The organism is Actinomadura violacea, assembly GCF_017573465.1.
Taxonomy (GTDB): Bacteria; Actinomycetota; Actinomycetes; order Streptosporangiales; family Streptosporangiaceae; genus Spirillospora; species Spirillospora violacea.
On record NZ_JAGEPF010000015.1, the window covers coordinates 246,690 to 269,863 of the forward strand.

Annotated in this window: 26 protein-coding genes and 1 pseudogene; 11 read left to right on the forward strand and 16 right to left on the reverse strand. The window is 74.5% G+C overall.

Features of this window, described 5'->3' with window-relative positions; translation table 11 throughout:
- Nucleotides 1–4 precede the first annotated feature (4 nt).
- Together J4709_RS54890 and J4709_RS25180 are read left to right on the forward strand one after the other, a co-directional pair.
- Nucleotides 5–1,798: a histidine kinase gene (locus tag J4709_RS54890; protein WP_208244257.1), complete on the forward strand. Its 1,794-nt coding sequence runs from the start codon at nt 5–7 to the stop codon at nt 1,796–1,798.
- Nucleotides 1,795–2,457: a response regulator gene (locus J4709_RS25180; protein ID WP_208244258.1), complete on the forward strand. Its 663-nt coding sequence runs from the start codon at nt 1,795–1,797 to the stop codon at nt 2,455–2,457. Before J4709_RS54890 ends, J4709_RS25180 begins: the two co-directional genes overlap by 4 nt.
- Nucleotides 2,458–2,539: 82 nt before the next feature.
- Here the strand turns inward: J4709_RS25180 and J4709_RS25185 are convergent, their stop codons facing one another.
- The 4 genes from J4709_RS25185 to J4709_RS25200 all read right to left on the reverse strand — a co-directional run bounded on the left by J4709_RS25185 (nt 2,540) and on the right by J4709_RS25200 (nt 6,210).
- Complete coding sequence (locus tag J4709_RS25185; RefSeq protein WP_208244259.1) at nt 2,540–3,364, reverse strand: ABC transporter permease; 825 nt, start codon at nt 3,362–3,364, stop codon at nt 2,540–2,542.
- Nucleotides 3,364–4,341 carry an ABC transporter ATP-binding protein gene (locus J4709_RS25190; protein WP_208244260.1) on the reverse strand — a complete coding sequence of 326 codons (978 nt, stop codon included), beginning with the start codon at nt 4,339–4,341 and terminating at the stop codon, nt 3,364–3,366. The genes J4709_RS25185 and J4709_RS25190 overlap by 1 nt, the downstream gene beginning before the upstream one ends.
- Before the next feature lie 199 nt (nt 4,342–4,540).
- Nucleotides 4,541–5,368 carry a phosphatase PAP2 family protein gene (locus tag J4709_RS25195; protein ID WP_208244261.1) on the reverse strand — a complete coding sequence of 276 codons (828 nt, stop codon included), beginning with the start codon at nt 5,366–5,368 and terminating at the stop codon, nt 4,541–4,543.
- Between the two features lie 176 nt (nt 5,369–5,544).
- Nucleotides 5,545–6,210, reverse strand: coding sequence for a DedA family protein (locus J4709_RS25200; RefSeq protein WP_208244262.1), 666 nt, complete (start codon nt 6,208–6,210; stop codon nt 5,545–5,547).
- 134 nt (nt 6,211–6,344) lie between these two features.
- Here J4709_RS25200 and J4709_RS25205 point away from each other — a divergent pair, with 134 nt between their 5' ends.
- Entirely contained in the window at nt 6,345–6,980 is a 636-nt protein-coding gene (locus J4709_RS25205) for an HAD family hydrolase (protein ID WP_208244263.1), read from the forward strand.
- A gap of 24 nt (nt 6,981–7,004) precedes the next feature.
- Here the strand turns inward: J4709_RS25205 and J4709_RS25210 are convergent, their stop codons facing one another.
- Nucleotides 7,005–8,033, reverse strand: coding sequence for a tyrosine-type recombinase/integrase (locus J4709_RS25210; RefSeq protein ID WP_307801526.1), 1,029 nt, complete (start codon nt 8,031–8,033; stop codon nt 7,005–7,007).
- 112 nt (nt 8,034–8,145) lie between these two features.
- On the opposite strand from J4709_RS25210, the gene J4709_RS25215 reads away from it, so the two are divergent.
- Nucleotides 8,146–8,853 (forward strand): DUF72 domain-containing protein, encoded by a 708-nt coding sequence (locus J4709_RS25215; RefSeq protein ID WP_307801528.1) that lies wholly within the window; start codon nt 8,146–8,148, stop codon nt 8,851–8,853.
- Between the two features lie 17 nt (nt 8,854–8,870).
- Here the strand turns inward: J4709_RS25215 and J4709_RS25220 are convergent, their stop codons facing one another.
- Nucleotides 8,871–9,203 carry a YnfA family protein gene (locus J4709_RS25220; protein ID WP_208244265.1) on the reverse strand — a complete coding sequence of 111 codons (333 nt, stop codon included), beginning with the start codon at nt 9,201–9,203 and terminating at the stop codon, nt 8,871–8,873.
- 259 nt (nt 9,204–9,462) lie between these two features.
- Here J4709_RS25220 and J4709_RS25225 point away from each other — a divergent pair, with 259 nt between their 5' ends.
- Entirely contained in the window at nt 9,463–9,978 is a 516-nt protein-coding gene (locus tag J4709_RS25225; protein ID WP_208244266.1) for a GNAT family N-acetyltransferase, read from the forward strand.
- Nucleotides 9,979–10,114: 136 nt separating this feature from the next.
- Nucleotides 10,115–10,420, forward strand: a pseudogene (locus tag J4709_RS56195) (FBP domain-containing protein); the annotation flags it as partial.
- A gap of 67 nt (nt 10,421–10,487) precedes the next feature.
- Here the strand turns inward: J4709_RS56195 and J4709_RS25235 are convergent.
- Nucleotides 10,488–11,042 carry a cysteine hydrolase family protein gene (locus tag J4709_RS25235; protein WP_208244267.1) on the reverse strand — a complete coding sequence of 185 codons (555 nt, stop codon included), beginning with the start codon at nt 11,040–11,042 and terminating at the stop codon, nt 10,488–10,490.
- A gap of 321 nt (nt 11,043–11,363) precedes the next feature.
- Here J4709_RS25235 and J4709_RS25240 point away from each other — a divergent pair, with 321 nt between their 5' ends.
- The 4 genes from J4709_RS25240 to cydC are packed head-to-tail and all read left to right on the forward strand — an operon-like array spanning nt 11,364 to nt 16,701.
- Nucleotides 11,364–12,551: a cytochrome ubiquinol oxidase subunit I gene (locus tag J4709_RS25240; RefSeq protein WP_372442148.1), complete on the forward strand. Its 1,188-nt coding sequence runs from the start codon at nt 11,364–11,366 to the stop codon at nt 12,549–12,551.
- A 37-nt stretch (nt 12,552–12,588) separates the two neighbouring features.
- The gene (locus J4709_RS25245) at nt 12,589–13,332 is read left to right on the forward strand and encodes a cytochrome d ubiquinol oxidase subunit II (RefSeq protein WP_232384004.1); all 744 of its coding nucleotides are present in this window, start codon (nt 12,589–12,591) and stop codon (nt 13,330–13,332) included.
- A 4-nt stretch (nt 13,333–13,336) separates the two neighbouring features.
- On the forward strand, nt 13,337–14,977 hold the full coding sequence (gene cydD / locus J4709_RS25250; RefSeq protein ID WP_307801530.1) for a thiol reductant ABC exporter subunit CydD: 1,641 nt from the start codon (nt 13,337–13,339) through the stop codon (nt 14,975–14,977).
- 5 nt (nt 14,978–14,982) lie between these two features.
- Nucleotides 14,983–16,701 (forward strand): thiol reductant ABC exporter subunit CydC, encoded by a 1,719-nt coding sequence (gene cydC, locus J4709_RS25255; protein ID WP_208244323.1) that lies wholly within the window; start codon nt 14,983–14,985, stop codon nt 16,699–16,701.
- Between the two features lie 41 nt (nt 16,702–16,742).
- Here cydC and pdxR read toward each other — a convergent pair whose 3' ends face one another.
- Entirely contained in the window at nt 16,743–18,293 is a 1,551-nt protein-coding gene (gene pdxR / locus J4709_RS25260; RefSeq protein WP_208244269.1) for a MocR-like pyridoxine biosynthesis transcription factor PdxR, read from the reverse strand.
- Between the two features lie 28 nt (nt 18,294–18,321).
- Here pdxR and J4709_RS25265 point away from each other — a divergent pair, with 28 nt between their 5' ends.
- Nucleotides 18,322–19,197 (forward strand): methyltransferase domain-containing protein, encoded by an 876-nt coding sequence (locus J4709_RS25265; RefSeq protein ID WP_208244270.1) that lies wholly within the window; start codon nt 18,322–18,324, stop codon nt 19,195–19,197.
- Nucleotides 19,198–19,221: 24 nt separating this feature from the next.
- Here the strand turns inward: J4709_RS25265 and J4709_RS55730 are convergent, their stop codons facing one another.
- From J4709_RS55730 to gvpJ, 8 genes are read right to left on the reverse strand one after another with little or no spacing between them, the layout of a single operon-like run.
- On the reverse strand, nt 19,222–19,746 hold the full coding sequence (locus J4709_RS55730; protein WP_307801532.1) for a gas vesicle protein K: 525 nt from the start codon (nt 19,744–19,746) through the stop codon (nt 19,222–19,224).
- On the reverse strand, nt 19,743–19,964 hold the full coding sequence (locus J4709_RS25275) for a gas vesicle protein (RefSeq protein ID WP_307801533.1): 222 nt from the start codon (nt 19,962–19,964) through the stop codon (nt 19,743–19,745). The genes J4709_RS55730 and J4709_RS25275 overlap by 4 nt, the downstream gene beginning before the upstream one ends.
- Nucleotides 19,961–20,821 carry a GvpL/GvpF family gas vesicle protein gene (locus J4709_RS25280; RefSeq protein ID WP_208244271.1) on the reverse strand — a complete coding sequence of 287 codons (861 nt, stop codon included), beginning with the start codon at nt 20,819–20,821 and terminating at the stop codon, nt 19,961–19,963. The genes J4709_RS25275 and J4709_RS25280 overlap by 4 nt, the downstream gene beginning before the upstream one ends.
- Entirely contained in the window at nt 20,818–21,213 is a 396-nt protein-coding gene (locus J4709_RS25285) for a gas vesicle protein (RefSeq protein ID WP_208244325.1), read from the reverse strand. Before J4709_RS25285 ends, J4709_RS25280 begins: the two co-directional genes overlap by 4 nt.
- Nucleotides 21,214–21,264: 51 nt before the next feature.
- Nucleotides 21,265–21,525, reverse strand: coding sequence for a gas vesicle protein GvpO (gvpO, locus tag J4709_RS25290; protein WP_151543836.1), 261 nt, complete (start codon nt 21,523–21,525; stop codon nt 21,265–21,267).
- A 28-nt stretch (nt 21,526–21,553) separates the two neighbouring features.
- Entirely contained in the window at nt 21,554–21,793 is a 240-nt protein-coding gene (locus tag J4709_RS25295) for a gas vesicle protein GvpG (RefSeq protein ID WP_208244272.1), read from the reverse strand.
- Nucleotides 21,793–22,569 (reverse strand): GvpL/GvpF family gas vesicle protein, encoded by a 777-nt coding sequence (locus tag J4709_RS25300; protein ID WP_208244273.1) that lies wholly within the window; start codon nt 22,567–22,569, stop codon nt 21,793–21,795. The genes J4709_RS25295 and J4709_RS25300 overlap by 1 nt, the downstream gene beginning before the upstream one ends.
- Nucleotides 22,566–23,012, reverse strand: coding sequence for a gas vesicle protein GvpJ (gene gvpJ / locus J4709_RS25305; protein WP_173092731.1), 447 nt, complete (start codon nt 23,010–23,012; stop codon nt 22,566–22,568). The genes J4709_RS25300 and gvpJ overlap by 4 nt, the downstream gene beginning before the upstream one ends.
- Between the last annotated feature and the right edge of the window lie 162 nt (nt 23,013–23,174).

The window sequence follows — 23,174 nt, forward strand, 5'->3', positions numbered from 1 at the left end:
CCGGGTGAACGACCCGGCCACCACCGTCCCGCAGCGACCGGGGGAGCGGGACACGGCGCCGCACGCCCGCCCCGGCACCCGCACGCCCGCCGTCCATGCCGCGGCACGCACGGTGACCCGAGCCGTCCGCGCCGACGCCCGCGCCGTGCTGCACCGGCCCCGGTCCCTGCTGGCCAAGGACACCGCGCTGTGGGCGGTCCTGGCGGCGCCCGCCGCGTTCGACCTGGCCTCCCCGGTCGCGCCCGCCGCCCCGTCCTGGTGGCTGCGGATCGCCGCGCTCGGCGTCCTGGCCGCCGCCGTCGCGCTGTCGCGGACCCGCCCGACCGCCGCGCTGCTCACCGCCATCGCCCTCATCGCGGTGCACGGCAACTTCGCCTTCGCGATGCCCGTCATGTCCTACCTGACCGGCATGCGGACGCGCCGCGCCCGCCCCGTACTGTGGGTCTTCACCGCCGTGTTCGCCGCCGGCACCCTGCTCAACATCGCCCGCGGCATCGACGTCACCACCTGGTTCCCCCTGACGATCTGGCTGGTGCTGCTCGGCGTGCTGCCCTGGCTCGTCGGCCGCTACTGGAAGCAGCACCGCGAACTCCTGCACGCCGGCTGGGAACGCGCCGAACGCCTCGAACGCGAGCAGCGCATCACCGCCGAACGCGAACGCCTGCGCGAACGCGCCCGCATCGCCCAGGACATGCACGACTCCCTCGGCCACGCCCTGGCCCTCATCGCCGTGCGCGCCGGCGCCCTGCAGGTCGCCCCCGGCCTGCAGGACCGGCACCGCGCCGCCGCCGCCGACCTGCGCGCCGGCGCCGCCGACGCCACCGAGCAGCTCCGCGAGATCATCGGGATCCTGCGCGACGACACCGCCCGCCGCGCCGCCGCGGGGGAGACCCCGCCCCCCGCCGGGCCCGACACCGCCGCCCGGCCCGTCCACGAGAGCGTCCACGACCTCGTCGAACGCGCCCGCGCCTCCGGCGTCCCCGTCCACCTGGACACCACCGCCGGCCCCGCCCCCGGCGCCCTCCCGCCGATGATCGCGCTCGCCGCGCACCGCATCGTGCAGGAGGCCATCACCAACGCCGCCAAGCACGCCCCCGGCGCCCCCATCACCGTTACCCTCACCCGCCACGACACCGGCCCCGGCCCCGGCCCCGAGCCCGGCGCGGCGCCCGCGGTCGTCGTCACCGTCGCCAACGACGCCCCGCCCGCAGGCCCCGCCCTCCTGCCGCCCGGCGGCGGCCACGGACTCACCGGACTCACCGAACGCGCCCGCCTCGCCGGCGGCACCCTGCACGCCGCACCCGCCCCCGGCGGCGGCTTCACCGTCCGCGCCGTCCTGCCCGAGACCCCGCCGCCCGGCCCCCGCCCCCTGGACGCCCCCGACGGCCCCTCCGAGTCCGCCCGGCACCTGGAACGCGAACGCCGCCAGGTCCGCCGCGGCCTCATCACCGCCATCGCCGTCCCCGCCGCGCTCATCGCCGCCCTCGTCGCCGTCATCCTCGGCTACTACACCTACGCCACCCTCAACTCCGTCCTGCCCGCCGCCGACTACGCCGCCCTGCGCGTCGGCGACACCCGCGAGCACGTCGAACCCCTCCTGCCGCCCGTCCAGGCCACCGAGGCCGGCACCGTCCGCGCCCGCGTCCCCGAACCGCCCGGCGCCCACTGCCGCTACTACCGCCCCACCGCCGACCTGCTCGGCACCGGCCACCTGTACCGGCTGTGCTTCACCGACGGCCGCCTCACCGCCAAGAACACCTACAGCACCGCCGACCCCGCCACGAAAGGCACCGAGTGATCCGCGTCCTGCTCGCCGACGACGAGGCCATGATCCGCGCGGGAGTCCGCGCCATCCTGTCCGCCGACCCCGGCATCGACGTCGTCGCCGAGGCCGGCGACGGCCGCGAGGCCGTCGACCTCGCCCTCGCCCACCACCCCGACGTCGCCCTCCTGGACATCCGCATGCCCCGCATGGACGGCCTCACCGCCGCCGACGAGCTGCGCCGCGCCGCCCCCGCCACCGCCGTCGCGATGCTCACCACCTTCGGCGAGGACGAGTACATCGCCCGCGCCCTCACCGGCGGCGCCAGCGGTTTCCTGCTCAAGTCCGGCGACCCCCACGAGCTCATCGCCGGCGTCCGCGCCGTCGCCGCCGGCGCCGCGTTCCTGTCGCCCAAGGTCGCCCACCGCGTCATCACCGAGCTGTCCGGAGGCCGCATGGCCGCCGGCGCCGCCGCCCGCCGCCGCACCGAAGGACTCACCCCCCGCGAACGGCAGGTCCTCGCCCTGCTCGGCGCCGGCCTGTCCAACGCCGAGATCGCCGACCGCCTCCACGTCGTCGAGGGCACCGTCAAGGCCTACGTCAGCGCCATCCTCACCCGCCTGGACGTCCGCAACCGCGTCCAGGCCGCCGTCCTCGCCCACGAAGCCGGACTCGTCCACGACACCACCCCCTGACACACCCCTGCACCCGGCACGGCCAGGGGGCCGCCGCACCCGACTTCGGTGCGACGGCCCCCTGGCCGCATACCAGGACGGGTCAGGCGTCCCGGCGGCGCAGCACCAGCACACCGCCCCACAACGCCGCCACCGCCCACGCCGCCAGGATCACCGCACCGACACCCGCCGGATACGGGCCGTCCCCGCTCATGAAATGCCGCCCCGCACCGCTCGGCAGCACGTCCGCCGCCCGGCGCCCCACGCTCGAACCGGCGTTCACCAGCAGCATCGGCACCACCAGCAGGAACAGGAACGCCGTCGTCAGCGTCCCCGCCGTGCTCCGCAGCATCGCCCCGAGCCCCAGCACCAGCACCGACACCAGCGCCAGGTACACCCCGGCCTGCAGCGCGTCGTCGACGAACACCACCGCCCGGAACCGGCCCCACTCACCCAGCACCGGACCGGCCACCGCCGTCCCGACCACACCCAGCACCACCCCCGCGGGCAGCGTCACCGCGGCCAGCACCACCGCCTTGGCCATCAGCATCCGCCCGCGCCGCGGCACCCACTGCAACGTCGACCGGATCCCGCCCGTCGCGTACTCACCGGTGATCACCAGGATCGCGACCGCCACCACCACGAACTGGACCATGTCCAGCGCCGAGATCGCGACCCCGCTCACCGACACCACCCCCTGATCGTCCGACGCCACCTCATTGGTGTTGTTCGACACCGTCGACGACGCCAGGACCAGGCACATCAGCCCCATCAGCACGACCGCCGACGCAAGGCCCCACCACGTCGACCGCAGCGACCACAGCTTCGTCCACTCCGCCGCGACCGCCCCCGGCATCCCGCCGCCCGTCCGCTCGGCCCCGCCGTCCCGGCCGTCCCGGCCCGACCGCGCCCGCACCGTCGCCGCCATCACGCCCGCACCCCCGCGCCGTACTCCACGCTCGTCCCCGTCAGCTCCATGTACGCCTCCTCCAGCGATGCCCTCTCCTCGCGCAGCTCCAGCAACGGAACCCGCGCCTCGAACGCCGCCCACCCGACCCGATCCACCGGCAGGCCCGTCACCACCAGCTCCTCCGCCGACACCCGCACCGCCTCGACGCCCCCGCGCCCCGCCGCACCATCAGCCGGCCCGCCATCGGCCGGCCCGCCGTGGACCACCGCACCGTGAGCCGCCTCCAGGCGCGCCGCCAGCTCCGCGGCCCGCGGGCTGCGCACCCGCACCGCGTTCCGCGAACTCGACGCGATCACCTCCGCCACCGGCGCGTCCGCGATCAACCGGCCCTTGCCGATCACCACCAGCCGGTCCGCCGTCAGCTGCATCTCGCTCATCAGATGCGACGACACGAACACCGTCCGGCCCTCCGCCGCCAGCGACCGCATCAGCCCCCGCACCCACAGCACCCCGTCCGGATCCAGCCCGTTCACCGGCTCGTCGAACAGCAGCACCCCCGGATCCCCGAGCAGCGCACCCGCGATCCCCAGCCGCTGCCCCATCCCCAGCGAGAACGACCCCGCCCGCTTCCCGGCCACCTCCTCCAGACCCACCAGCCCGAGCACCTCCTCCACCCGGCCCGCCGCGATCCCGTTGCTGCGCGCCATCGCCAGCAGATGCCGCCGCGCCGACCGCCCCGGATGCACCGCCTTCGCGTCCAGCAGCGCCCCCACCTCACGTAGCGGATGCCGGAACTCGGCATACCGGCGGCCGCCCACCAGCGCCGCCCCCGCGCTCGGACGGTCCAGCCCCACCACCATCCGCATCGTCGTGGACTTGCCCGCCCCGTTCGGCCCCAGGAAGCCCGTCACCTTCCCGGCCGCCACCTCCAGCGACAGGCCGTCCACCGCCGTCCTGTCCCCGTATCGCTTCGTCAACCCGCGCAAAGTGATCACCACATCGCCCCTTCCGGCTCCGGCATCCCGACAAAGCCAGAACCTAGGCGGCGGGGGAGCGGCCCCACAGTGCCCGAACGCCACCCCGCGACCCCTACTTTCGGCAGGGAACCGGCACCGCCTTCGCCAGCACCGCCCGGACAACGCAACGGGCCGCCCCGGTGCCACCACCGGAACGGCCCGCCCACACCCGCAGACGCTACGAACCCGGCCTGTGATGCCGCCCCACCGCACCACCCGGACCGCCGGGACCGCCGGGACCGCCGACACCCCGCACACCGCCCATCACGTCCGGCATCGTCACCGCCGCATCGTCCACCCGCGTCGCACCCGCCGCGGCCGCCGGCACCGGCCGGCCACCACGCCCGCCGACACCAAGCCCGCCGCCGTGCCTGCCACCGTGCCCCGCACCCGCCACCGCAGGCACCGGACGCACCCCGAGCAGCACCGACCCCACCGAGAAACCCCGCATGAAATCCACCAGCGGCTCGGCCGCCCGCACCAGCACCAGCGCCACCACCGGAGCGACCAGCACGCCCACGCAGAACCCCGCCGCCACGTCATGCGGGTAATGCACGCCCACGAACACCCGCGAGAACGCCATCAGCGCCGCCAGCGGCAGCACCAGCGGAGCCAGGGCCCGCCACACCACCACCAGCGCCGCCGCCGACGCCGCGGCGATCGTCGCGTGGTTGCTCGGGAACGACCAGTCCCCGGGCGGCGGACACGACGCGATGTGCACCGCCCCCGACACCGCCCGGCACGGCCGCTCCTCCTGCAGGAAGTCCTTCGACACCTCGCTCACCAGATACGCCGCCACCATCGCGAACGGCGCCGACAACGCCAGCCCCATCGCCCGCGCGTCCAGGCCCCGCGCCCGCCACCAGCCCGCGACGAACAGCACCGCGAACAACAGCAGCCCCGCGTTGGTCCCCACGTCCGCCACCGAATGCACCCACGACGGCGTACCCCACGCCCACTCGGTCACATCCCGGTACAGCTGGACGCTGAAATCTGGCGCCTGCATGCTCTCCCTCACCATCCAGACGACCGCCCGGCACCCCGAACCGGCACCGGACCGACCGCCGAAGTTCACCCCACGTTCACCATCCCGTAGAGCTTGGCACGTCCACACGATCGCCCGCGCCACAAACACCGCGCATCACCCGGAAGTCGGCCCCGCACCCCCTACCAAAGACAGCCCTACCGCCCCTCCGCACGGACGACCCCGCCCGCCTCCACCCCGCCCGCCTCCACCGCGGCGCCCCCGCGCCCCCGCCGGCGGCCCCGCACCCAGCGCACCCCCTCCACCGCACCCGTCACCGACAACGCCAGCCCCAGGCCCACCGCCACGCCCTTCACCGGGTCCTCCTCGAACGCCGCACCGCCCACATAACCCAGCAGCCCGCCGTACAGCCCCCACGACACCGCCGCCACCCCCGCGAACAGCGAGAACCGCCGCAACGGGAAACCCACGGCGCCCATCGTCACCGTCACCGCCGTCCGCCCGCCCGGCACGTACCGCGCCACCACCAGCACCAGCCCGCCGCGCTCCGCCAGCGCGCCCGCCGCCCGCACCAGCGCCCCATGCCGGCGCGTCCCCGGCCGCGCCCGCCGCAGCAACCGCCCGCCCGGCCCCCGCCCCAGCAGATACGCCACATGATCACCGGCGAACGCGCCCGCCGCCGCCGACACCACCACCAGCGCCAGATCCGGCGAACCCGACGCCGCGTACACCCCGCCCGTGATCACCATGCTCTCGCTCGGCACCACCGGGAAGAACCCGTCCAGCAGCGCCACCGCGAACAGCGCCAGGCAGAACCACGGCGACGACACCGCCGAGCCCAGGAAATCCAAGATCGCATCCATGCCACCCGACGCTAGGAAACCCGCACCGCCGGCGAACCCCCCGAAAGACACCCACCGACCCCGCCCTTCGGCACCCACCGCCGCAACGAAACCGGTTCGCGCACCACCCCCGTCCTCCAGCAAACTCACATCACGTGACACACCTGCACATCTTCGACATGGACGGCACCCTCCTCACCGGCACCACCGCCAACCTCCAACTCGCACGCCACCTCGGCACCCTCACCGAACTCCACGCCCTCGAAGCCCGTTTCGCCGCCGGCACCCTCGACACCCGCGCCTTCTCCACCGAGATCCACCGCCTCTGGCACCACCTCACCCCCGACCACGTCACCGCCGCCTACACCGCGAGCCCCTGGCTCACCGGCATCCCCGACGTCTGCGCCGACATCCGCGCACGCGGCGAACACTCCGCCGTCATCACCATGTCGCCCGACTTCTTCGCCCGCCACCTCCTCGACCTCGGCTTCGACCACGTCATCGCCTCCCGGTTCCCCCCACTCCCGTTCACCACCGCACCCCTCGACACCACCGGCATCCTCACCCCCGACGACAAAGTCCGCATCGCCGAAGAACTCCGCACCCACCACGACCTCACCACCGACCAATGCCTGGCCTACGGCGACTCCATGTCCGACGCACCCCTCTTCCGCCACCTCACCAACACCATCGCCGTCAACGCCGACCACCACCTCGCCGGCATCGCCGCCCTCGACTACCGCGGCACCGACCTCACCGCCGCCTACACCCTCGCCCGCACCCTCCTATGACCACCGGGCCGGGGGAGAGGCCGATCACCCCCGCTCCACCGGCCCCAACAGCGGATGCACCCGCATCGCCGCCTCCAACTCACCCGGCAGCTCATCCCGGTACCGCCCCAACGTCGACAGATCCGAATGCCCCAGCACCCGCCGCACCGCATCCATGTCCGTCGCCGCCGCCAGCAGATGCGTCGCCGTCGTATGCCGCAGCCCATGCGGCGTCACACTCCGCCGCCGCCCCGGCTCCACCCCCTCCAGCACCCGATCGATCACCGCCTGCACATCACCCCGCGCCAACCGCCGCCCCCGCCACGACAACAGCAACGCCCGCGACTCCACCCCCCGATCCAGCAGCACCCGCCCCTCCGCCACATACGCGTCCAGCACCTCCACCACCGGACGAGGAAGCGGCACATCCCGCGTCCGCCCGCCCTTCCCGAAAATCCGCCAATACCGCATCCCCCCGTTGACGAAGAAGTCCTCCGCATTCGCCCGCGTCAACTCCGACACCCGCGGCCCCACCGCCGCCAGCAGCAACACGATCAACCCGTCCCGCAACTCCGTCCGCTGATCCACCCGCCGCCGCGGCGCCGGACCCGCGTCCGCCATCTCCCGCGCCGCCCCCAGCAACCCCTCCGCCTGCTCCACCGTCAAAGCCCGCCGCTCCGCCCGCAACCCGCCCCGATGCTTCGGCCGCACCGTCACCGCCACCATCGGATCCAGCTGCACCCACCCCGCCACCACCGCGTACTTGAAGAACGCCGACAGCGACCGCCGGAACCGCGCCTGCGACGACGCGCTCTGCAACGCCCCACCACCCGGCCCCGCCCCCGGCCCCGGCCCCGCACGACGCCGCCCGTCCGGCTTGCGAGCGAACGCCAGCAGCACCTCATCGACGTCCCCGCCCGTCAGATCGTCCAGCACCCGATCCGCACCCGCCAGCTCCGCGAACGTCACCACGTCCCGCGCGTACAACTCCGCCGACGCCGGCGCCAACGCACCCGTCGAACACTTCGCCCGGACCATCTCCGCATAACGGTCCACGGCCTCGGCCACGGTCACACGCTCAAGATCGGCAGGACGCACCCGCCGCACGCTACAACCCGCCACCGACAAAACCGCCCCCAGCCGGGTAGGACCACCGCACCCGACACCCGGGGGAGAGGAGCGGCCCGTGCTCATCGGCACATCCGGCTGGCAGTACACCGACTGGCGCGACGTCCTCTACCCGACCGGCCTCCCGCAACGCGCCTGGCTGCAGCGCTACAGCGAAGTCTTCACCACGGTCGAGAACAACAACGCCTTCTACCGGCTCCCCAAACGCGGCACCTTCGAAGCCTGGCGAGACAACACCCCGCCCGGCTTCGTCATGGCCGTCAAAGCCAGCCGCTACCTCACCCACATGAAACGCCTCAACGACCCCGCAGAACCCGTCGCCCGCCTCATGAACGCCGCCGCCGGCCTCGGCGGCAAACTCGGCCCCGTCCTACTGCAGCTCCCGCCCACCCTGCAGGCCGCACCCGACCGCCTCGACGCCTGCCTGCGCCGATTCCCCGACGGCGTCCGCGTCGCCGTCGAACCACGCCACCCCACCTGGTGGACCGCCGACGTCCGCCGCGTCCTGGAACACCACGGCGCCGCCCTCTGCTGGGCCGACCGCCTCGGCCAGGCCCTCACACCCCTATGGCGCACCACCGGCTGGCTCTACCTGCGCTTCCACGAAGGCCCCGCCAATCCCTGGCCCCACTACGACGACGACACGCTGCACGCCTGGGCCGACCGCCTGGACGGCGCCGACGACGCCTACGTCTACTTCAACAACGACCCCGGGGGAGCGGCCGTCCGCAACGCCCTGCGCTTCACCGACCTCATCGCCGCCTGACACCACGTCACGCCACGTCACGAGCGCGGCGCATACATGATCAACGCGACGCCGGCCAGGCAGACCAGCGCGCCGGCGAGGTCCCACCGGTCCGGCCGGAACCCGTCGACGACCACGCCCCACGCCAGCGATCCCGCGACGAACACACCGCCGTACGCGGCCAGGATCCGGCCGAAGTCGGGGGAGGGCTGCAACGTCGCCACGAACCCGTACGCTCCGAGGGCGGCCACGCCCGCCGCGATCCAGAGCGGCCCGCGATGCTCCCGCCAGCCCTGCCACACCAGCCACGCGCCGCCGATCTCGGCGAGCGCGGCCAGCAGGAACAGAGCGATCGAGCGCAGCACGGTCATGCCGATCACCTTAGAGACCACGCACACGGCCGCCATCGAATCGCCTATAAAGGGATAAATAACGCAAACCAGACAGAAGCTGGATTCTGTCTGGTTTGAGATCTGAAAGGGACATCTCACTGCAAGCCCCACGGCAGGCCCCGTCCACCGACGGCGAGCGCGGGCTGCGACCTTGATCATCTGGTGTCTTCCTGCACAGCCATGGCCGGGGAGCGGGGCGCCTTCCACGGGCTCGAGTCGGGGAGGAGGATGACGGCATATGCCCGAACTCGACCGACCGCCTCGACTCGTCCGGCCGACGGTGGTGGTGCGCGCCTCGTTCCTCGCGGGCGAGCGAGCCGACCGTCTCGCCGAGGGCGCGACCGACGACTGGTCGCGGACGCTCGACGACGCCGCCAGGGACTTCGACGCCTTCGTCGCACGCGTCGGAGCAGTCAGGCGCCGATGGGGCGTGCCGTGCAGCACGTTCTGGTACGTGTCCGGCGAGCACTATGTCGGCACCTTGATCATCCGGCATCGGCTGACACCCGAACTCGCCGAAGCCGGCGGGCACATCGGCTACCACGTCGTCACGCCGTGGCGCCGCCAGGGCCATGCGACGGCGATGCTCGCCGAAGGGATCGCCGAATGCCGGCGGCTCGGCCTGGAGCGCGTCCTGCTGACGTGCGCGGCCGGCAACGAGCCGTCGCGCCGCGTCATCCAGGCCAACGGCGGCGTGCCGGACGGTCGGCGCCGCGGCGGGGACCGTTTCTGGATCGCGGTGCGCCCGCAGTGACCCACGCACACGCCGTTCTGCCGTCCGACGCCCCTTTCGTCCCAGCTCCTGCAGATGGTCGATAATGAGCATTATGTTAAGTAGGGGTCATCGACCGCCCTCGCGGGCCCGATAACCCGTTGCCCGTGCCGCGGCCCTCCCCAAGGAGTTCCCGCAGTCGCCCTGGGACGAGCTCGACTTCCTCGACTGGCGAGACCCCAACGCGCCCGACTGCGCGTACCTGGTCGCCGAGACGGGCGAACGGCTCACCGGGATCGCGCTGCGATTCGCGTCCGCGCCCGGCAAGGCGCGCGAGTTCAACTCGGCCAGCCTGTGCTCGTTCTGCCAGACCGTGCACACCGGCGGCGATGTCGCGTTGATGAGCGCGCGACGCGGCGGCGAGGCCGGCAAGCAGGCAACACCACCTGAGGGGCCCTGCCCACGTCCCGCTCCCCCGGGTTGACCATCACCTGCGTCCGGTCACCGTGGTGCGGAGGCCGAGCCGCCACTCCCCCTGGATCGGCCTGGGTTCAGCTTGTGAAGGCGATGCTCTCGGCGTCGGTGACGGCGGCGGTGCGGCCGGGCGCCCGGTGGTCGCTCCAGTAGAGGTTGGTGTGGGCGATGACCTGCTCGGGAGGCGGCGCGCCCCACGCGCTCTGGTCCTGGGTGGTGTGGGCGTCACCGACGAGGGTCACGTCGTAGCCGCGGGTGAACGCGCTGTGGATCGTGGAGCGGATGCACGCGTCGGTCTCGGCGCCGGTGACGATGAGTCGCCCGATCGCGGCCGCGGCGAGGACGCCTTCCAGGTCGGTGTCCTCGAAGGCGTCGCCGTAGGTCTTGTGCAGGAGCGGTTCGGTTTCGTGGCGCGCCAGTTCCGGTACGTACTGCCAGGCGTCGCTGCCTTTGGTGAGGTGTTCGTCGGAGTGCTGGACCCAAATGACGGGGGCGTCTTGGGTGCGGGCTTTGTCGACGAGGGCGGCGATGTTGGCGATGACGGTGTCGCGCTGGTGGGCGTCGGCCATGACGCCGTTCTGGATGTCGATGACGAGCAGGGCGGTGTTGGGGCGGTCCGGCAGCGTGGTCATGGTGGCGCTCCCCTGGTGCGGGTGTTCGGCGTGAACGGTATCGGGCGGTGCCGACAGTAGGACGCTCGCCGCGGCGATGGGGCGGGGTGGTCTTCTCCGGTGGGAGTAGGCGGGGCGGTGTTGTACATCCCGGGGTGTAGGGGGCGGGGGGCCGGTACGCGAAAGGCGCAGTGCGGTTCCGGGCTTGCGCAGGATTCGCGGCGGGGGTGCGGGGGCCGAGGATCGTGTCGTGGTTTCCGTCGATCCTTCGTGGGGGTTGTGCTGATGGACCCGTTGGTGCTGGCGCGGATGCAGTTCGCGTTGACGGCCGGTTCGCATTTCCTGTTCGTCGCGTTGACGCTCGGGTTGGCGACGCTGGTGGCGTTGATGCAGACGCGGGCGACGTTGTCGGGCAGTGCGGTGCATGCGCGGATGACGCGTTTCTGGGGTCAGTTGTACGTGGTGAATTACGCGGTGGGGATCGTCACGGGGCTGGTGATGGAGTTCCAGTTCGGGTTGAACTGGGCGGGGATGTCGCGGATGACGGGAGGGGTGTTCGGGGCGCCGCTCGCGCTGGAGACGATCGGGGCGTTCTTCGTCGAGTCGACGTTCCTGGGGTTGTGGATCTTCGGGTGGGATCGGCTGAACCGGTGGGTGCATCTGGCGCTGATCTGGGTGGTGACGCTGACGGCTTACCTGTCGGCGTATTTCGTGCTGGTGGCCAATGGCTGGTTGCAGCGTCCGGTGGGTTACGAGATGCGGGACGGTGCGGCGCGGCTGACGGATGCGGGGGCGCTGCTGGGGAATCCGACGGCGGTGCTGGCGTTCGGTCATGTGCTGTTCGGGGGGCTTTTGACGGCGGGGTTCTTCATGGCGGGGGTGAGCGGTTATCACCTGCTGCGCCGAACGGCGGAGGTGGAGTTCTTCCGGCGGTCGATGCGGATCGGGCTGGTGACGGTGATCGCGTCGGTGATGCCGGTGGTGATCGTCGGGGGGATGCAGTACCAGTACCTGCAGCCGACGAAGACCGGTGGCGGGGACGCGGCGGCGGCGGTGGCGCGGTTCACGGCGCGGTTCGGGCCGGACGACTACATGCCGCCGGGGATGGCGGGTGTCGGTGAGGCGGTCATGGAGGGGCTGTGGTCGCTGATGCTGCTGCTGGCGGTGGTGGCGCTGGTGAAGGTGTGGTGGGGCCGGTGGCTGGTGCGGGGCCGGGTGTTCCACGTGGTGATGGTCTGCGCGGTGCCGCTCCCCTATGTGGCGATGCTGGCGGGCTGGGTGTTCCGCGAGGTGGGGCGGCAGCCGTGGATGGTGTACGGGGTGCTGAAGACGCGGGACGCGCTGTCGCCCGGGGTGGGGTCGGGGACGATCGCGGTGTCGTTCGGGGTGTTCACGGCGCTGTTCGCGGTGCTGGTGGCGGTGAACGCGTGGCTGCTGGCGCGGTTCGCGCGGCGGGGGCCGGACGGGGCGGCGCTGGGGGCCGCTCCCCCGGTGGCTCCGTCCGCGCCGGCGGTGTCGGCGTCGTTCTGATTCTCGGTTCCGGTGACGGTGTGAGGGAGTGCGTGTGATGGAGTCTCTGGCGGTCGTGCTGCTGGCGGTGTTCGCCGGCGGGTATCTGGTGCTGGCGGGTGCCGATATCGGGGTGGGGATGCTGCTGCCGTGGCTGGGGCGGGACCAGCGGGAGCGGCGGGTGGTGATCGCCTCGTTCGCGCCGTTCTTCCTCGGGAACGAGGTGTGGCTGGTGGCGTCGGCGGGTCTGGTGGCGGGGGCGTTCCCGGGGTTGGAGCACCGGCTGCTGGAGGAGCTGTATCCGGTGGCGGTGGTGCTGCTGGTCGGGTGGGTCGTGCGGGACATGGGGCTGTGGCTGCGGGGGCGGGTGGACGCGGCGGGCTGGCGGTCGGTGTGCGACGGCGCGGTCGTGGCGGGGAGTTGGGCGCTGGGGTTGGCGTGGGCGTCGCTGCTGGGGTCGGTGCTGGGCGGCGGGGGTTTGAACGCGGGAAGCGTGCTGGGGTTGCCGCTGGTGGTGCTGTTCGCGTGGCATGGTGCGGGGTTCGCGCGGCTGCGGCTGGCCGGTGAGCTGGCGGCGCGGACGGAGCGGGGCCGTGGCCGGTACGGGGTGTCGGCGTTGGTGCTGGTCGTGGCGTTGGTGGTGGCGGGGTCGCGGTTGCCGTGGTCGGAGGTGGTCGCGGAGGGCGGCGGGTTGTCGTTGACGGCGGTGGCGGCGGTGGTGCTGCTGCCGTTGCTGGCGGCATCGCAGGCGCTGGTGTGGCGGACGTTCTGGGGGCGTGTGGACTCCCCCTCGTATCTGTGAGGCGGTGGTCGCGGTGAAGGGTGTGGAGCGGCGTCTGCTGCGGCTGGTCCCCCGTCCGGTGCTGGTGGGGCTGGGTGTGCTGGCGGCGGGGCAGGGTGTGCTGCTGGTGGTGGCGGCGGGTCTGCTGGCGCGGGCGGTGGCGGGCCTGGACGCGGGGTTGCTGCCGTGGCTGGTGGCGGCGGTGGCGGGCCGGGCGGTGCTGGCGTGGGTGTCGTCGCTGGTGGCGGGGCGTGCGGCGGCCGAGGTGAAGCGGGGGCTGCGGGAGGCGCTGCTGGAAGGCGGTGCGGCCGATGCGGGGGCGCGGGTGACGTTGCTGACGCGGGGGCTGGACGCGGTGGATCCGTTCTTCACCGGTTATGTGCCGCAGTTGCTGGCGGCGTGCGTGGTCCCGGTGCTGGTGGTGGCGCGGTTGGCGGTGGCGGACTGGGCGTCGGCGGTGGTGGTGCTGGTGACGTTGCCGCTGGTGCCGGTGTTCGGTGCGCTGGTGGGGTTGCGGACGGCGGCGTTGACGGGGCGGCAGTGGGCGTCGCTGCATCGGCTCGGCGGGCATTTCCGGGATGTGGTGGCGGGGCTTTCGACGTTGCGGGGGTTCGGGCGGACGGGGCATCAGTCGGGGGTGGTGCGGGCGCTGGCGGAGGAGCATCGGCGGGCGACGACGGGGGCGCTGCGGGTGGCGTTCCTGTCGTCGCTGGTGCTGGAGCTGGTGTGCGCGTTGTCGGTGGCCGTGGTGGCGGTGCCGGTGGGGTTGCGGCTGCTGGAGGGTGGGATGGCGTTGTCGACGGGGCTGCTGGTGCTGGTGCTGACGCCGGAGGCGTATCTGCCGTTGCGGGCGTTGGGGGCGCGGTTCCATGCCAGTGCGGAGGGGGTCGCGGCGGCCGAGGAGGCGTTCGCGGTGCTGGACGCGCCGGCGGCGCCGTCCGGGGGCCGGGCCGTGGTGGGCGGGGGTGTGCCGGAGATCGTGCTGGATCGGGTGACGGTGCGGTATCCGGGTGCGGAGCGGGCGGCGCTGGAGGAGGTGTCGTTGCGGGTCGGGGCGGGTGAGCGGGTTGCGGTGACGGGGCCGTCGGGTGCGGGGAAGTCGACGTTGCTGCTGGTGGTGGCGGGTCTGGTCGTGCCGGTGTCGGGGCGGGTGCTGGTGGACGGCGTCGATTTGGCGGAGCTGGATCCGATGGCGTGGCGGCGGTGTCTGGGGTGGGTGCCGCAGCGTCCGCATCTGTTCGCGGCGTCGGTCGCCGACAACATCCGGCTCGGTGTTCCGGGCGCGGGGATGGAGCGGGTGGTGGAGGCGGCGCGGGCGGCGGTCGCCGAAGGGTTCGTCGCGGAGATGCCGCGGGGGTATGCGACGGTGCTGGGCGAGGGCGGTGCGGGGGTGTCGGCGGGGCAGCGTCAGCGGCTGGCGGTGGCGCGGGCGTATCTGGCGGGTGGTCCGGTGATGCTGCTGGACGAGCCGACGGCGCGGCTGGACGTGGCCAGTGAGCAGGCGCTGGTGCAGGGTGCGGCGCGGCTGCTGGAGGGGCGGACGGCGCTGGTGGTGGCGCATCGTCCGGCGTTGCTGTCGCTGGCGGACCGGGTGGTGCGGGTGGAGGGCGGCCGGCTGCTCGAGCCCGCCCCGGTGGGTGTCGGCGCGGAAGGGAGGGCGGCGTGAAGGGGATGTGGGGCGCGGTGCGTCCGCATGCGGCGCGGCTGGTGGCGGCGGCGCTGGCGGGCGTGGCGGCGGAGGTGTGCGGGCTGGGGCTGGTGGCGACGGCGGCGTGGCTGATCGCGCGGGCGTCGCAGCGTCCGGAGCTGGCGGTGCTGTCGGTGGCGATCGTGGCGGTGCGGGGTCTGGCGCTGGCGAAGGGGTCGCTGCGGTACGTGGAACGGCTGGCGGGGCATGACGCGACGTTGCGGGCGCTGGCGGAGCTGCGGGGGCGGGTGTTCGACGCGCTGGCGGCGCGGCGGCGGGCGGATGCCGGGCTGCGGGACGGCGGGGTGTTGACCCGGATGGTGTCGGACGTGGAGGCGGTGCAGGACCTGCTGCTGCGGTGCGTGCTGCCGGGGGTCGCCGCGGTGGTGTGCGGGGTCGTGGGTGTGGTGGTGTGCGCGCTGGTGGCACCGGCGGCGGCGGTGGTGCTGGCGGCCGGTCTGGTGGTGGCGGGGCCGGTGCTGGCGGCGGTGGCGGCGCGGTCGTCCGGCCGTGCGGCGGCGCGGGTCGCTGCGGGGCGTGAGGAGTTGGCGGTGCGGGCGTTGGACGTTCTGGAGGGCGCGGCGGATCTGGCGGTGTTCGGTGCGGACGGCCGGTTCGCTGCGGCCGCCGGGACGGCCGCGGCGGGGCTGCGGCGGGCCGAGAGTGCGGCGGCGCGGGTGTCGGCGCTGGTGGCGGGCGCGGGTGTGGCGGTGCAGGGGTGCACGGTGGCGGCGGTCGCGTGGGCGGCTCTGGGAGGCGGCGCGGGGCAGGTGGGTGCGGCGGTGGCGGGGTTGTCGGCGCTGGTGGCGGTGGAGTCGGTGCTGCCGCTGGCGGGGGCTGCGCAGCGGTTCCGGGAGGTGCGGCCGGCGGTGCGGCGCGTGGAGGAGGTGCTGGCCGCTCCCCCGGCGCCGCGCCCGTCGCGTCCGGTGGCGGTGCCGCCGGGGCCGCTGGCGGTCGAGCTGCTGGGCGTGCACGTCTCCTACCCCGCAGCGGGCCGCGGTTCGGCGGATCGCGGCCCGGCGGCGCTGGACGGTGTGGATCTGCGGGTGGAGCGGGGCCGGCGCGTGGCGGTGGTGGGCGCCAGCGGCGCGGGCAAGAGCACGCTGCTGGCGGCGGTGGCGGGTGAGGTGGCGCCGTCGGCGGGCGCGGTTCTGCTCGGCGGGCGCGACGCGTCCCGCTACGGCACCGAGGACGTGCCGGGCGCGGTGCGGGGTCTGATGCAGGACGCGCACGTGTTCGCGGGGTCGGTGCGCGCGAACCTGCTGCTGGCGCGTCCGGACGCGAGCGACGGCGAGCTGGAGGCGGCGGCGCGGCGGGCGCGGTTCCTGGAGGTGGTGCGGGCGCTGCCGGACGGGTGGGACACCGCGGTCGGGACCGGCGGGCACGGGTTGTCGGGCGGGCAGCGGCAGCGGCTGCTGCTGGCGCGGGCGCTGCTGGCCGACCCGCCGGTGCTGCTGCTGGACGAACCGGCCGAGGCGCTGGACCCGGTGATGGCCGACGCGGTCGTGCGGGACCTGCTGGAGGCGCCGGGCGGCGGGACGCTGCTGCTGGTCACGCATCGGTTGGCGGCGTTGGGCGCGGCGGAGGAGGTGGTGGTGATGGACCGCGGCCGGGTGGTGCAGCGCGGCCGGCACGAGGAGCTGGTGGCGGCGCCGGGCCCGTACCGGGACCTGTGGGACGCCGAACTCCTCGCCGCCGCCTGACCCCCGACCGTCCGCACGGCTGGCGCGGCCCGGGGGCGGGGTCAGGTGAGGTCGCGCAGGGCGGCGGCGATCGCGGTGATCCCGTCGTCGATGACGGAGGGGGCGGTGGCGGCGTAGCCGAGGACCAGGCCGGGCGGCGCGGGCCGCTGCGCATGCCAGGACAGCGGCTGGGTCTTCACGCCGCGCTCGAGGGCGGCGGCCGCAAGGTCGCCGTCCCGCAGCCCGGGACGCGCCGGGAAGGTGACGAGCAGGTGCAGCCCGGCGGCGGCGCCGTGCACGACCGCGCCGGGCAGCCGCGCCCGGATCGCGGCGATCATCGCGTCGCGGCGGGCGCGGTGGCGGCGGCGCAGCGTCCGCAGCTGCCGTTCCATCTCCCCCGAGTCCATCAGGTCGGCCAGCACCAGCTGGGGCAGCGCGGCGTTGCCGAGGTCGGCGAAGCGTTTGGCGTCCACGAGCGCGTCGCGGTGGCGGGGCGGGGCGATGACCCAGCCGGTCCGCAGCGCGGGCGCCAGCAGCTTGGAGACGCTGCCGGCGTAGAAGACGCGGTCGGGCAGCATGGCGTGCAGCGCGGGGACGGGCGGCCGGTCGTAGCGGTGCTCGGCGTCGTAGTCGTCCTCGATGACCAGGCCGCCGTCGCCGGCCCAGTCCATGAGCTCGCGGCGGCGGGTGCCGTGCAGGACGGTGCCGGCGGGGAACTGGTGGGCGGGGGTGAGCAGGACGGCGGGGGCGCCGGTGCGGCGCAGCGCGTCGACGCGGACGCCGTGGTCGTCGACGGGCACGGGCGGGGTGCGCATCCCCCGGTGGTTCAGGTGCTGGCGGGTGCCCAGGGAGCCGGGGTCCTCGACGGCGACGGCGTCGATGCCCGGATCGGCGCCGCGCAGCACCTCCGACAGCAGGCCGAGGGCCTGGGCGGTGCCGGCGACGATGACGATGCCGGCGGGGTCGGCGCGGATGCCGCGGTTGCGGGCGAGCCAGCCGGCGACGGCGGTGCGCAGCGCGGGAGTGCCGCGCGGGTCGCCGTAGCCGAAGGACGGTGCGGCGAGTTCGGACAGGACGCGGCGTTCGGCGCGCAGCCACGCCGTGCGCGGGAACGCGGCCAGGTCGGGGACGCCGGGTGTCAGGTCGATGCGGGCGGGTGCGGCGCGCAGCGCGTCGAACACCTCGGCGCCCGGCCGCTCGGGGAACACCGGCTTGCCCTCGGCTGATGCGGGGGCGGGTGTTCCGGCCGGCGGGTGCGGTGGGGCGGTGAGGGGTGTGGCGACGACGATGGTGCCGGCGCGGCCGCGGCCGGCGACGTGGCCGTCGTCGATGAGCCGCTGGTAGGCGTCGGTGACCACGCCGCGCGACACCCGCAGGTCCGCGGCCAGGACGCGGGTGGCGGGCAGCCGGCTGCCGACGGGCAGACGGCCGTCGCCGATCGCCTCGCGCAGCCGCCGCGCGAGCCAGCCGGCCATGCCGCCGGGCGGCGCGTCGGCGGCGTCGAGCTGCAGGAAGTCCGCCCCGCCCGCCGCCCCGCCCGCCGCCCGGCCGGCCGCTTCCGGTCCCCGCCCGGTTATGGACTGGTCGGGCTCGCCGTCATTGGACCTGTGCATCGGGCCATTGTGGCGCCACGGTGGGCGTATGGAAACAGCGACCTCACCCGGGCAGGCGCCCGGCTACGTCCACGGATACTCCCCGCACGAGACGCGGCGGCTCGGTGATCAGGCCGACACCCTCGCCGCGCTGCTGCACGGCCCCGCCGACGGGCCAGGCGGCGCCGAGGGACAGGGCGGCACCGCCTACCCGCCGGGCGCCCGCGTGCTGGAGGTGGGCTGCGGGGTCGGCGCCCAGACCGTCCACCTGCTGGGCTCCTCCCCCGGCGTGCGGCTGACCGCCGTCGACGTGTCCGCCGCGTCGCTGGCGCAGGCGCGCGAGCGGGTCGCGGCGCGGTTCCCCCGCGCGCGGGTCCGGTGGCTGCGTGCCGACCTGCACGACCTGCCGTTCCCCGACGCCGCGTTCGACCACGTGTTCGTCTGCTTCGTCCTGGAGCACCTCGCCGACCCGGCCGGCGCGCTCGCCGGGCTGCGGCGGGTCCTGCGGCCCGGCGGGACCCTCACCGTCATCGAGGGCGACCACGGATCGGCGTTCTTCCACCCCGACAGCGCCGCCGCCCGCGCCGCGATCGGCCACCAGGTGCGGCTGCAGGCCGCGGCGGGCGGCGACGCGCTCATCGGACGGCGCCTGCACCCCCTGCTGACCGCCGCCGGGTACAGGCGGGTCACGGTGCGGCCCCGCACCGTGTACGCCGACCGGACCCGCCCGGCGCTGGTGGAGGGGTTCACCCGCAACACCTTCACCGCGATGGTCGAGGCCGTCCGCGACGACGCGGTCGCCGCCGGCCTCACCACCGGCGAGGAGTTCGACCGCGGCATCGCCGGCCTGCGCCGCACCTCCGGCGAGGATGGCACGTTCCACTACACCTTCTTCAAGGGCACCGCCGTCAACCCCGGCGGGTGAGGGCGGTGGGCGAGGGCGGCGCGGTCACTCGGGCAGCAGGGGGCCCAGCGGCCCGAGGTCGAGGTTGAGGTCGCCGTCCTCCAGGTCGAAGTGGTCCTTCAGCCGGGTCATCGCCTCGTCCAGCCGCATCAGCGCCAGCCCGAGCCGCTCGATCTGCTCGTCGGTGAGGTCGCCGCCCTCCGCGCGGCGCAGCGCCTGCCGCTCCATCAGCTGCCGGACCAGCTCCACCAGCGTCAGCACCAGTTTCACCAGGTCCCGCTCGACGGTCTCGGGGTCGGTGCGCAGCCGCTGCATCGTGCGCGACGACCGCTCCCGCAGCGCCTCGGCGTGCGCGGACGCGCGGGTGGCGCGGACCGGGGCGTCCGCGGATGCGCCGCCGGTGCGTCCGGCGAGGATGTCGTCGGTGAGCGGGTCGCCCGCCGCCGGATCGCGCACCGACACCTCGCCCGACACCGGCGCGCGCTCCCCGCCGCGCCCGTATCCGTAACCGGGGCCGGGACGGGGGCCGGGGCCGGGGCCGGTGTAGGGGTCGCGGGGCGTGGGGTTCACAGTTCCTCCTCGCGCAGCAGCTCGTCGCCGCGCAGCAGTTCGTTGCCGACCGAGGTGACCAGCGCGCGCAGCGACACCCGCACCAGGTCCACCTCCGCGATGGAGATGACCAGGTCACCGGTGATCATCACGCCGCCGGCCAGCAGCCGGTCCAGCAGGTCGACCAGCGCGATCCGCTCCATCGGGGCGTCGCGGCCGCTGTCCAGGACGGCCGTCACCGCACCGCCCCCTCCGCACCGGCCGCGGCCGGTGCCGACTCGGGCTCGGCGGTGCCGACGTCGGCGGTGTCGATGAAGGAGTAGGGCGGCCACGGCCCCGTCACCTCCACCTCGATGCCCGCGTACCGCTCCCCCGCCGCCCGCGCGGCGTCGGCGAACGCCGGCGCGTCGCCGTCCTCCAGCAGGTAGGCGACGTTGAGGATCTGCACCCCGTCGCGGCCCGACAGCTTCGGGTCCTGCGGCGGATGGTGGCGGGAGGCGACCGCCAGGCCCGCGAGGCGGTCGTGGATCTCCCCGGCCCGCTCGCTCACCCGGCGGCCCGCGTCGGCGCGGCGGCGCCGCTCGTCCTGGCGGCGCCGCAGGTACGCCGTGCCCGCCCCCGCCGACCCGGACCCCGGCCCGGCCGGCTCGGCGGGCTCGGCGGGTTCGAGGGCCTCGCGGTGCGCGTAGGCCTTGACGCCCCACTCGGCGCGGCCGGCCACCCGGTCCAGCGCCTGGGCGAACCGGTCGCCCTGCTCGGCGAGGACCTGCGCGATCCGCGCGTCGTCGCGGTAGATCGTGGCGATCCGCACCGGCGCGGTCGGCGCGGCGTGCGCCGCCCGGTCCACCACCTCGTGGTGGGCGCGGGCGGTCGCCTCCAGCCACGCCAGGTCCTCCAGGTTCTCGCGCAGCGCCGCCTCGCCGTACTCCGCCAGCCGGACGGTGCTGACCAGCGCGGTCAGCTCTCCGGCCGGGACGGTGCGGACGGGTGCGCCGCCGACGCCGGCGGCGCCGTCCAGCGCGGTGGGGTCCAGGCCCCGCGCCACCCCGTACAGGTACACGGCGAGCGCGTCGCCGGCGGTGCGGTGGTCGGTCATGATCCCCCCTCCTTCTGCTCGGCGCGGCCGCCCGCGCCGTCACCGGCCCCCGGCGCGCCGGACGTGTCGCCGGCCTCCAGGGCGGCGAGCCGCTCGCGCAGCCGCCGGTTCTCCTCCAGCAGCTCCCGGTCGGCGCCGCCCTCCACGCGCCCGTCGCCGTCGCGGCCGGACTGCTCGGTGCGGGCCTTGGACGACAGCGACGGGTCGTGCTCCCACCAGTCGATGCCCATCTCCCGGGCGCGGTCGACCGAGGCCACCAGCAGCCGCAGTTTGATCGTCAGCAGCTCGATGTCCAGCAGGTTCACCCGGACGTCACCGACGATCACGATGCCCTTGTCCAGGATCCGCTCCAGCAGGTCGGCCAGGTTCGCCGACTGCCGCTCCCCCGCCATCGACTTGGCGGGCCCCCGCGAGCCGGTCCAGGAGATCTCGCTCAATGGTCCTCAGTCCCTCTCCACTCGGCCGCGCGGGTAGCGGCGGACGCGCCGGTAGGACACCAGCTCGCCGTCCGCGTCGACCTCGGTGTCGTAGATGGCGAGGATGTCGGCGGAGTCGGGGATGCGGTGGGTCTCCACCACCTCCACGCACACGCGCCAGCCGTCCTCGCCGGCCCGCTCGAGCCCGACGACGCTCTCGGCGGCGCGCCCGGTCATCGCGGTCACGTGCTCGGCCGCCCGTTTCGCGGCCTCCGACGCCGACATCATCACTGGCCTCCCTTCACGCGCCGCGCCGCTACAGGCCGCGGGCGCGGCCCTCGTGCAGGCGGGCGATCAGTTCCTCCTCGCGGGCGGCGGCCTCGTCCTCGCCGATCTCGCCCGCGGCGACCTGGTCGGCGATCTCCTGCATCTCCGCGGCGATCCGCCCCGGGTCGTACAGCTCCTGCTCGGCCTGCTCGGTGAGCACCTCCGCCAGCCACACCACGCCGCGCACGGGCGCCAGCGGCAGCGTCACCAGGCCGGTGAACAGGCCCATCACGCCTCCGGGACGAAGTCGTAGGGCGGCAGCGGCCCGATCAGCCGCAGCCGGACCCGGTCGGTGTGCGCCTTGCCGAGCCGCTCGACGGCGTTCTCGAACTCCTCGCGGTGCTCGGCGCGCACGAGGAACGAGGCGTCCAGGACGTCCTCCTCGCGGGCCGGGGTCTTGCGCACGAACGCCTCGGCCGCGGGGGCGGCGGCGTCCAGGAGCGCCTGGCCGTCGTGGTCGCGGCGCCGGTCCATCGCCTGCGCGATCAGCTCGCCGAGGCGGACCTGGTCGTAGTAGACGGCGTCGGCGACGTCGGCGGGGACGTCGCGCAGCCGCCGCGACAGCTCGGCGACCTCCGGCTCGTCCCGCATGATCTCCCGCAGGATCGTCTCCTGCACGTAGGTGGCCTTCAGCCGCAGCTCCACCCGGCCCTCGAGCTGGTCGATGACCTGGCCGAGCCGGTCGGAGTTGCCCTCCAGCAGCTCCTTGCGGACGGCGGCGCGGTCCGACAGCGCGGCGCCGAACCGGAACGGCAGCACCACCAGGCCCGCGTCCAGCATCGCGTTCAGCACCCGCTGGTGCGCGACCAGGTCGGCGCGCTCGCCCAGCGGCCGCCCGGCGGGCAGGTCGCTGACGACGGCGGCGCAGCGGCCGCCGTCCTCGACCAGCGTCACCGGCCGGTCGTCCAGGCCGGCGACGCCGTCGGGCAGGGACGCGCCGGTGCGCGTGACCCCGTACACGTACTGGGGGGTCCTGTCCTCGCCGGGTTCGTTCGGGGAGGTCATTCGTCGTCCTCCTTCTTGCGGGACGACCGGCGCCGCGCGGGCTGCTTGTCCCCGTCCTCTTCCTCGTCGTCGTCCGAGCCGCCGCCGAAGGTCTCCTTCAGCCGCTCGCCGGCGCCCTCAAGGGCGCCCCTGGTCTTCTTCTTCGCGCCCGACTCCTGCATGCCCTCCACGAACTGCGGCAGGCCCTGCGAGGTGCCGTCGTGGGCGATGTCGAGCCGGTTCACCGCCTTGGCGAACCGCAGGTAGGTGTCCACGCTGGCCACCACGATCCGCACGTCCACCGTGAGGATCTCGATGCCGACCAGCGACACCCGCGCGTAGATGTCGATGACCAGACCCTTCTCCAGGATCAGGTCCACGACGTCGGCGAGGCTGCTGCTGCCGGAACCGCCGCGTTGGACGGTGCTGGTGCCCGAGGTCTGCTGGGCGATCGGCCCAGTCATGTCATCTCCTTGTCCGGGGGAAAACGTTCATGCACCCCTCTACCCGCCTCGACCTGTCTAAACGGGCATTCCGGTTTCGGTCAGGCGCCGGTCAAGCGGCATGCGACGCCCCCGGGCCCGTCGCGGTGGACGGTCCCGGGGGCGTCTGCGAGCAGGGCCGGG

Excerpts from the sequence above, each read along its gene's own strand:
- cydC (WP_208244323.1), top strand. The coding sequence starts at position 14,983 with ATGTGGGGCGCGGTGCGTCCGCATGCGGCGCGGCTGGTGGCGGCGGCG.
- J4709_RS25195 (WP_208244261.1), bottom strand. The coding sequence starts at position 5,368 with ATGCAGGCGCCAGATTTCAGCGTCCAGCTGTACCGGGATGTGACCGAG.
- J4709_RS25185 (WP_208244259.1), bottom strand. The coding sequence starts at position 3,364 with ATGGCGGCGACGGTGCGGGCGCGGTCGGGCCGGGACGGCCGGGACGGC.
- gvpO (WP_151543836.1), bottom strand. The coding sequence starts at position 21,525 with ATGATGTCGGCGTCGGAGGCCGCGAAACGGGCGGCCGAGCACGTGACC.
- gvpJ (WP_173092731.1), bottom strand. The coding sequence starts at position 23,012 with ATGACTGGGCCGATCGCCCAGCAGACCTCGGGCACCAGCACCGTCCAA.
- J4709_RS25295 (WP_208244272.1), bottom strand. The coding sequence starts at position 21,793 with ATGGGCCTGTTCACCGGCCTGGTGACGCTGCCGCTGGCGCCCGTGCGC.
- J4709_RS25225 (WP_208244266.1), top strand. The coding sequence starts at position 9,463 with ATGCCCGAACTCGACCGACCGCCTCGACTCGTCCGGCCGACGGTGGTG.
- J4709_RS25245 (WP_232384004.1), top strand. The coding sequence starts at position 12,589 with ATGGAGTCTCTGGCGGTCGTGCTGCTGGCGGTGTTCGCCGGCGGGTAT.
- J4709_RS25300 (WP_208244273.1), bottom strand. The coding sequence starts at position 22,569 with ATGACCTCCCCGAACGAACCCGGCGAGGACAGGACCCCCCAGTACGTG.
- J4709_RS25265 (WP_208244270.1), top strand. The coding sequence starts at position 18,322 with ATGGAAACAGCGACCTCACCCGGGCAGGCGCCCGGCTACGTCCACGGA.
- J4709_RS25220 (WP_208244265.1), bottom strand. The coding sequence starts at position 9,203 with ATGACCGTGCTGCGCTCGATCGCTCTGTTCCTGCTGGCCGCGCTCGCC.
- pdxR (WP_208244269.1), bottom strand. The coding sequence starts at position 18,293 with ATGCACAGGTCCAATGACGGCGAGCCCGACCAGTCCATAACCGGGCGG.
- J4709_RS25285 (WP_208244325.1), bottom strand. The coding sequence starts at position 21,213 with ATGGCGGGGGAGCGGCAGTCGGCGAACCTGGCCGACCTGCTGGAGCGG.
- J4709_RS25280 (WP_208244271.1), bottom strand. The coding sequence starts at position 20,821 with ATGACCGACCACCGCACCGCCGGCGACGCGCTCGCCGTGTACCTGTAC.
- J4709_RS25235 (WP_208244267.1), bottom strand. The coding sequence starts at position 11,042 with ATGACCACGCTGCCGGACCGCCCCAACACCGCCCTGCTCGTCATCGAC.
- J4709_RS25200 (WP_208244262.1), bottom strand. The coding sequence starts at position 6,210 with ATGGATGCGATCTTGGATTTCCTGGGCTCGGCGGTGTCGTCGCCGTGG.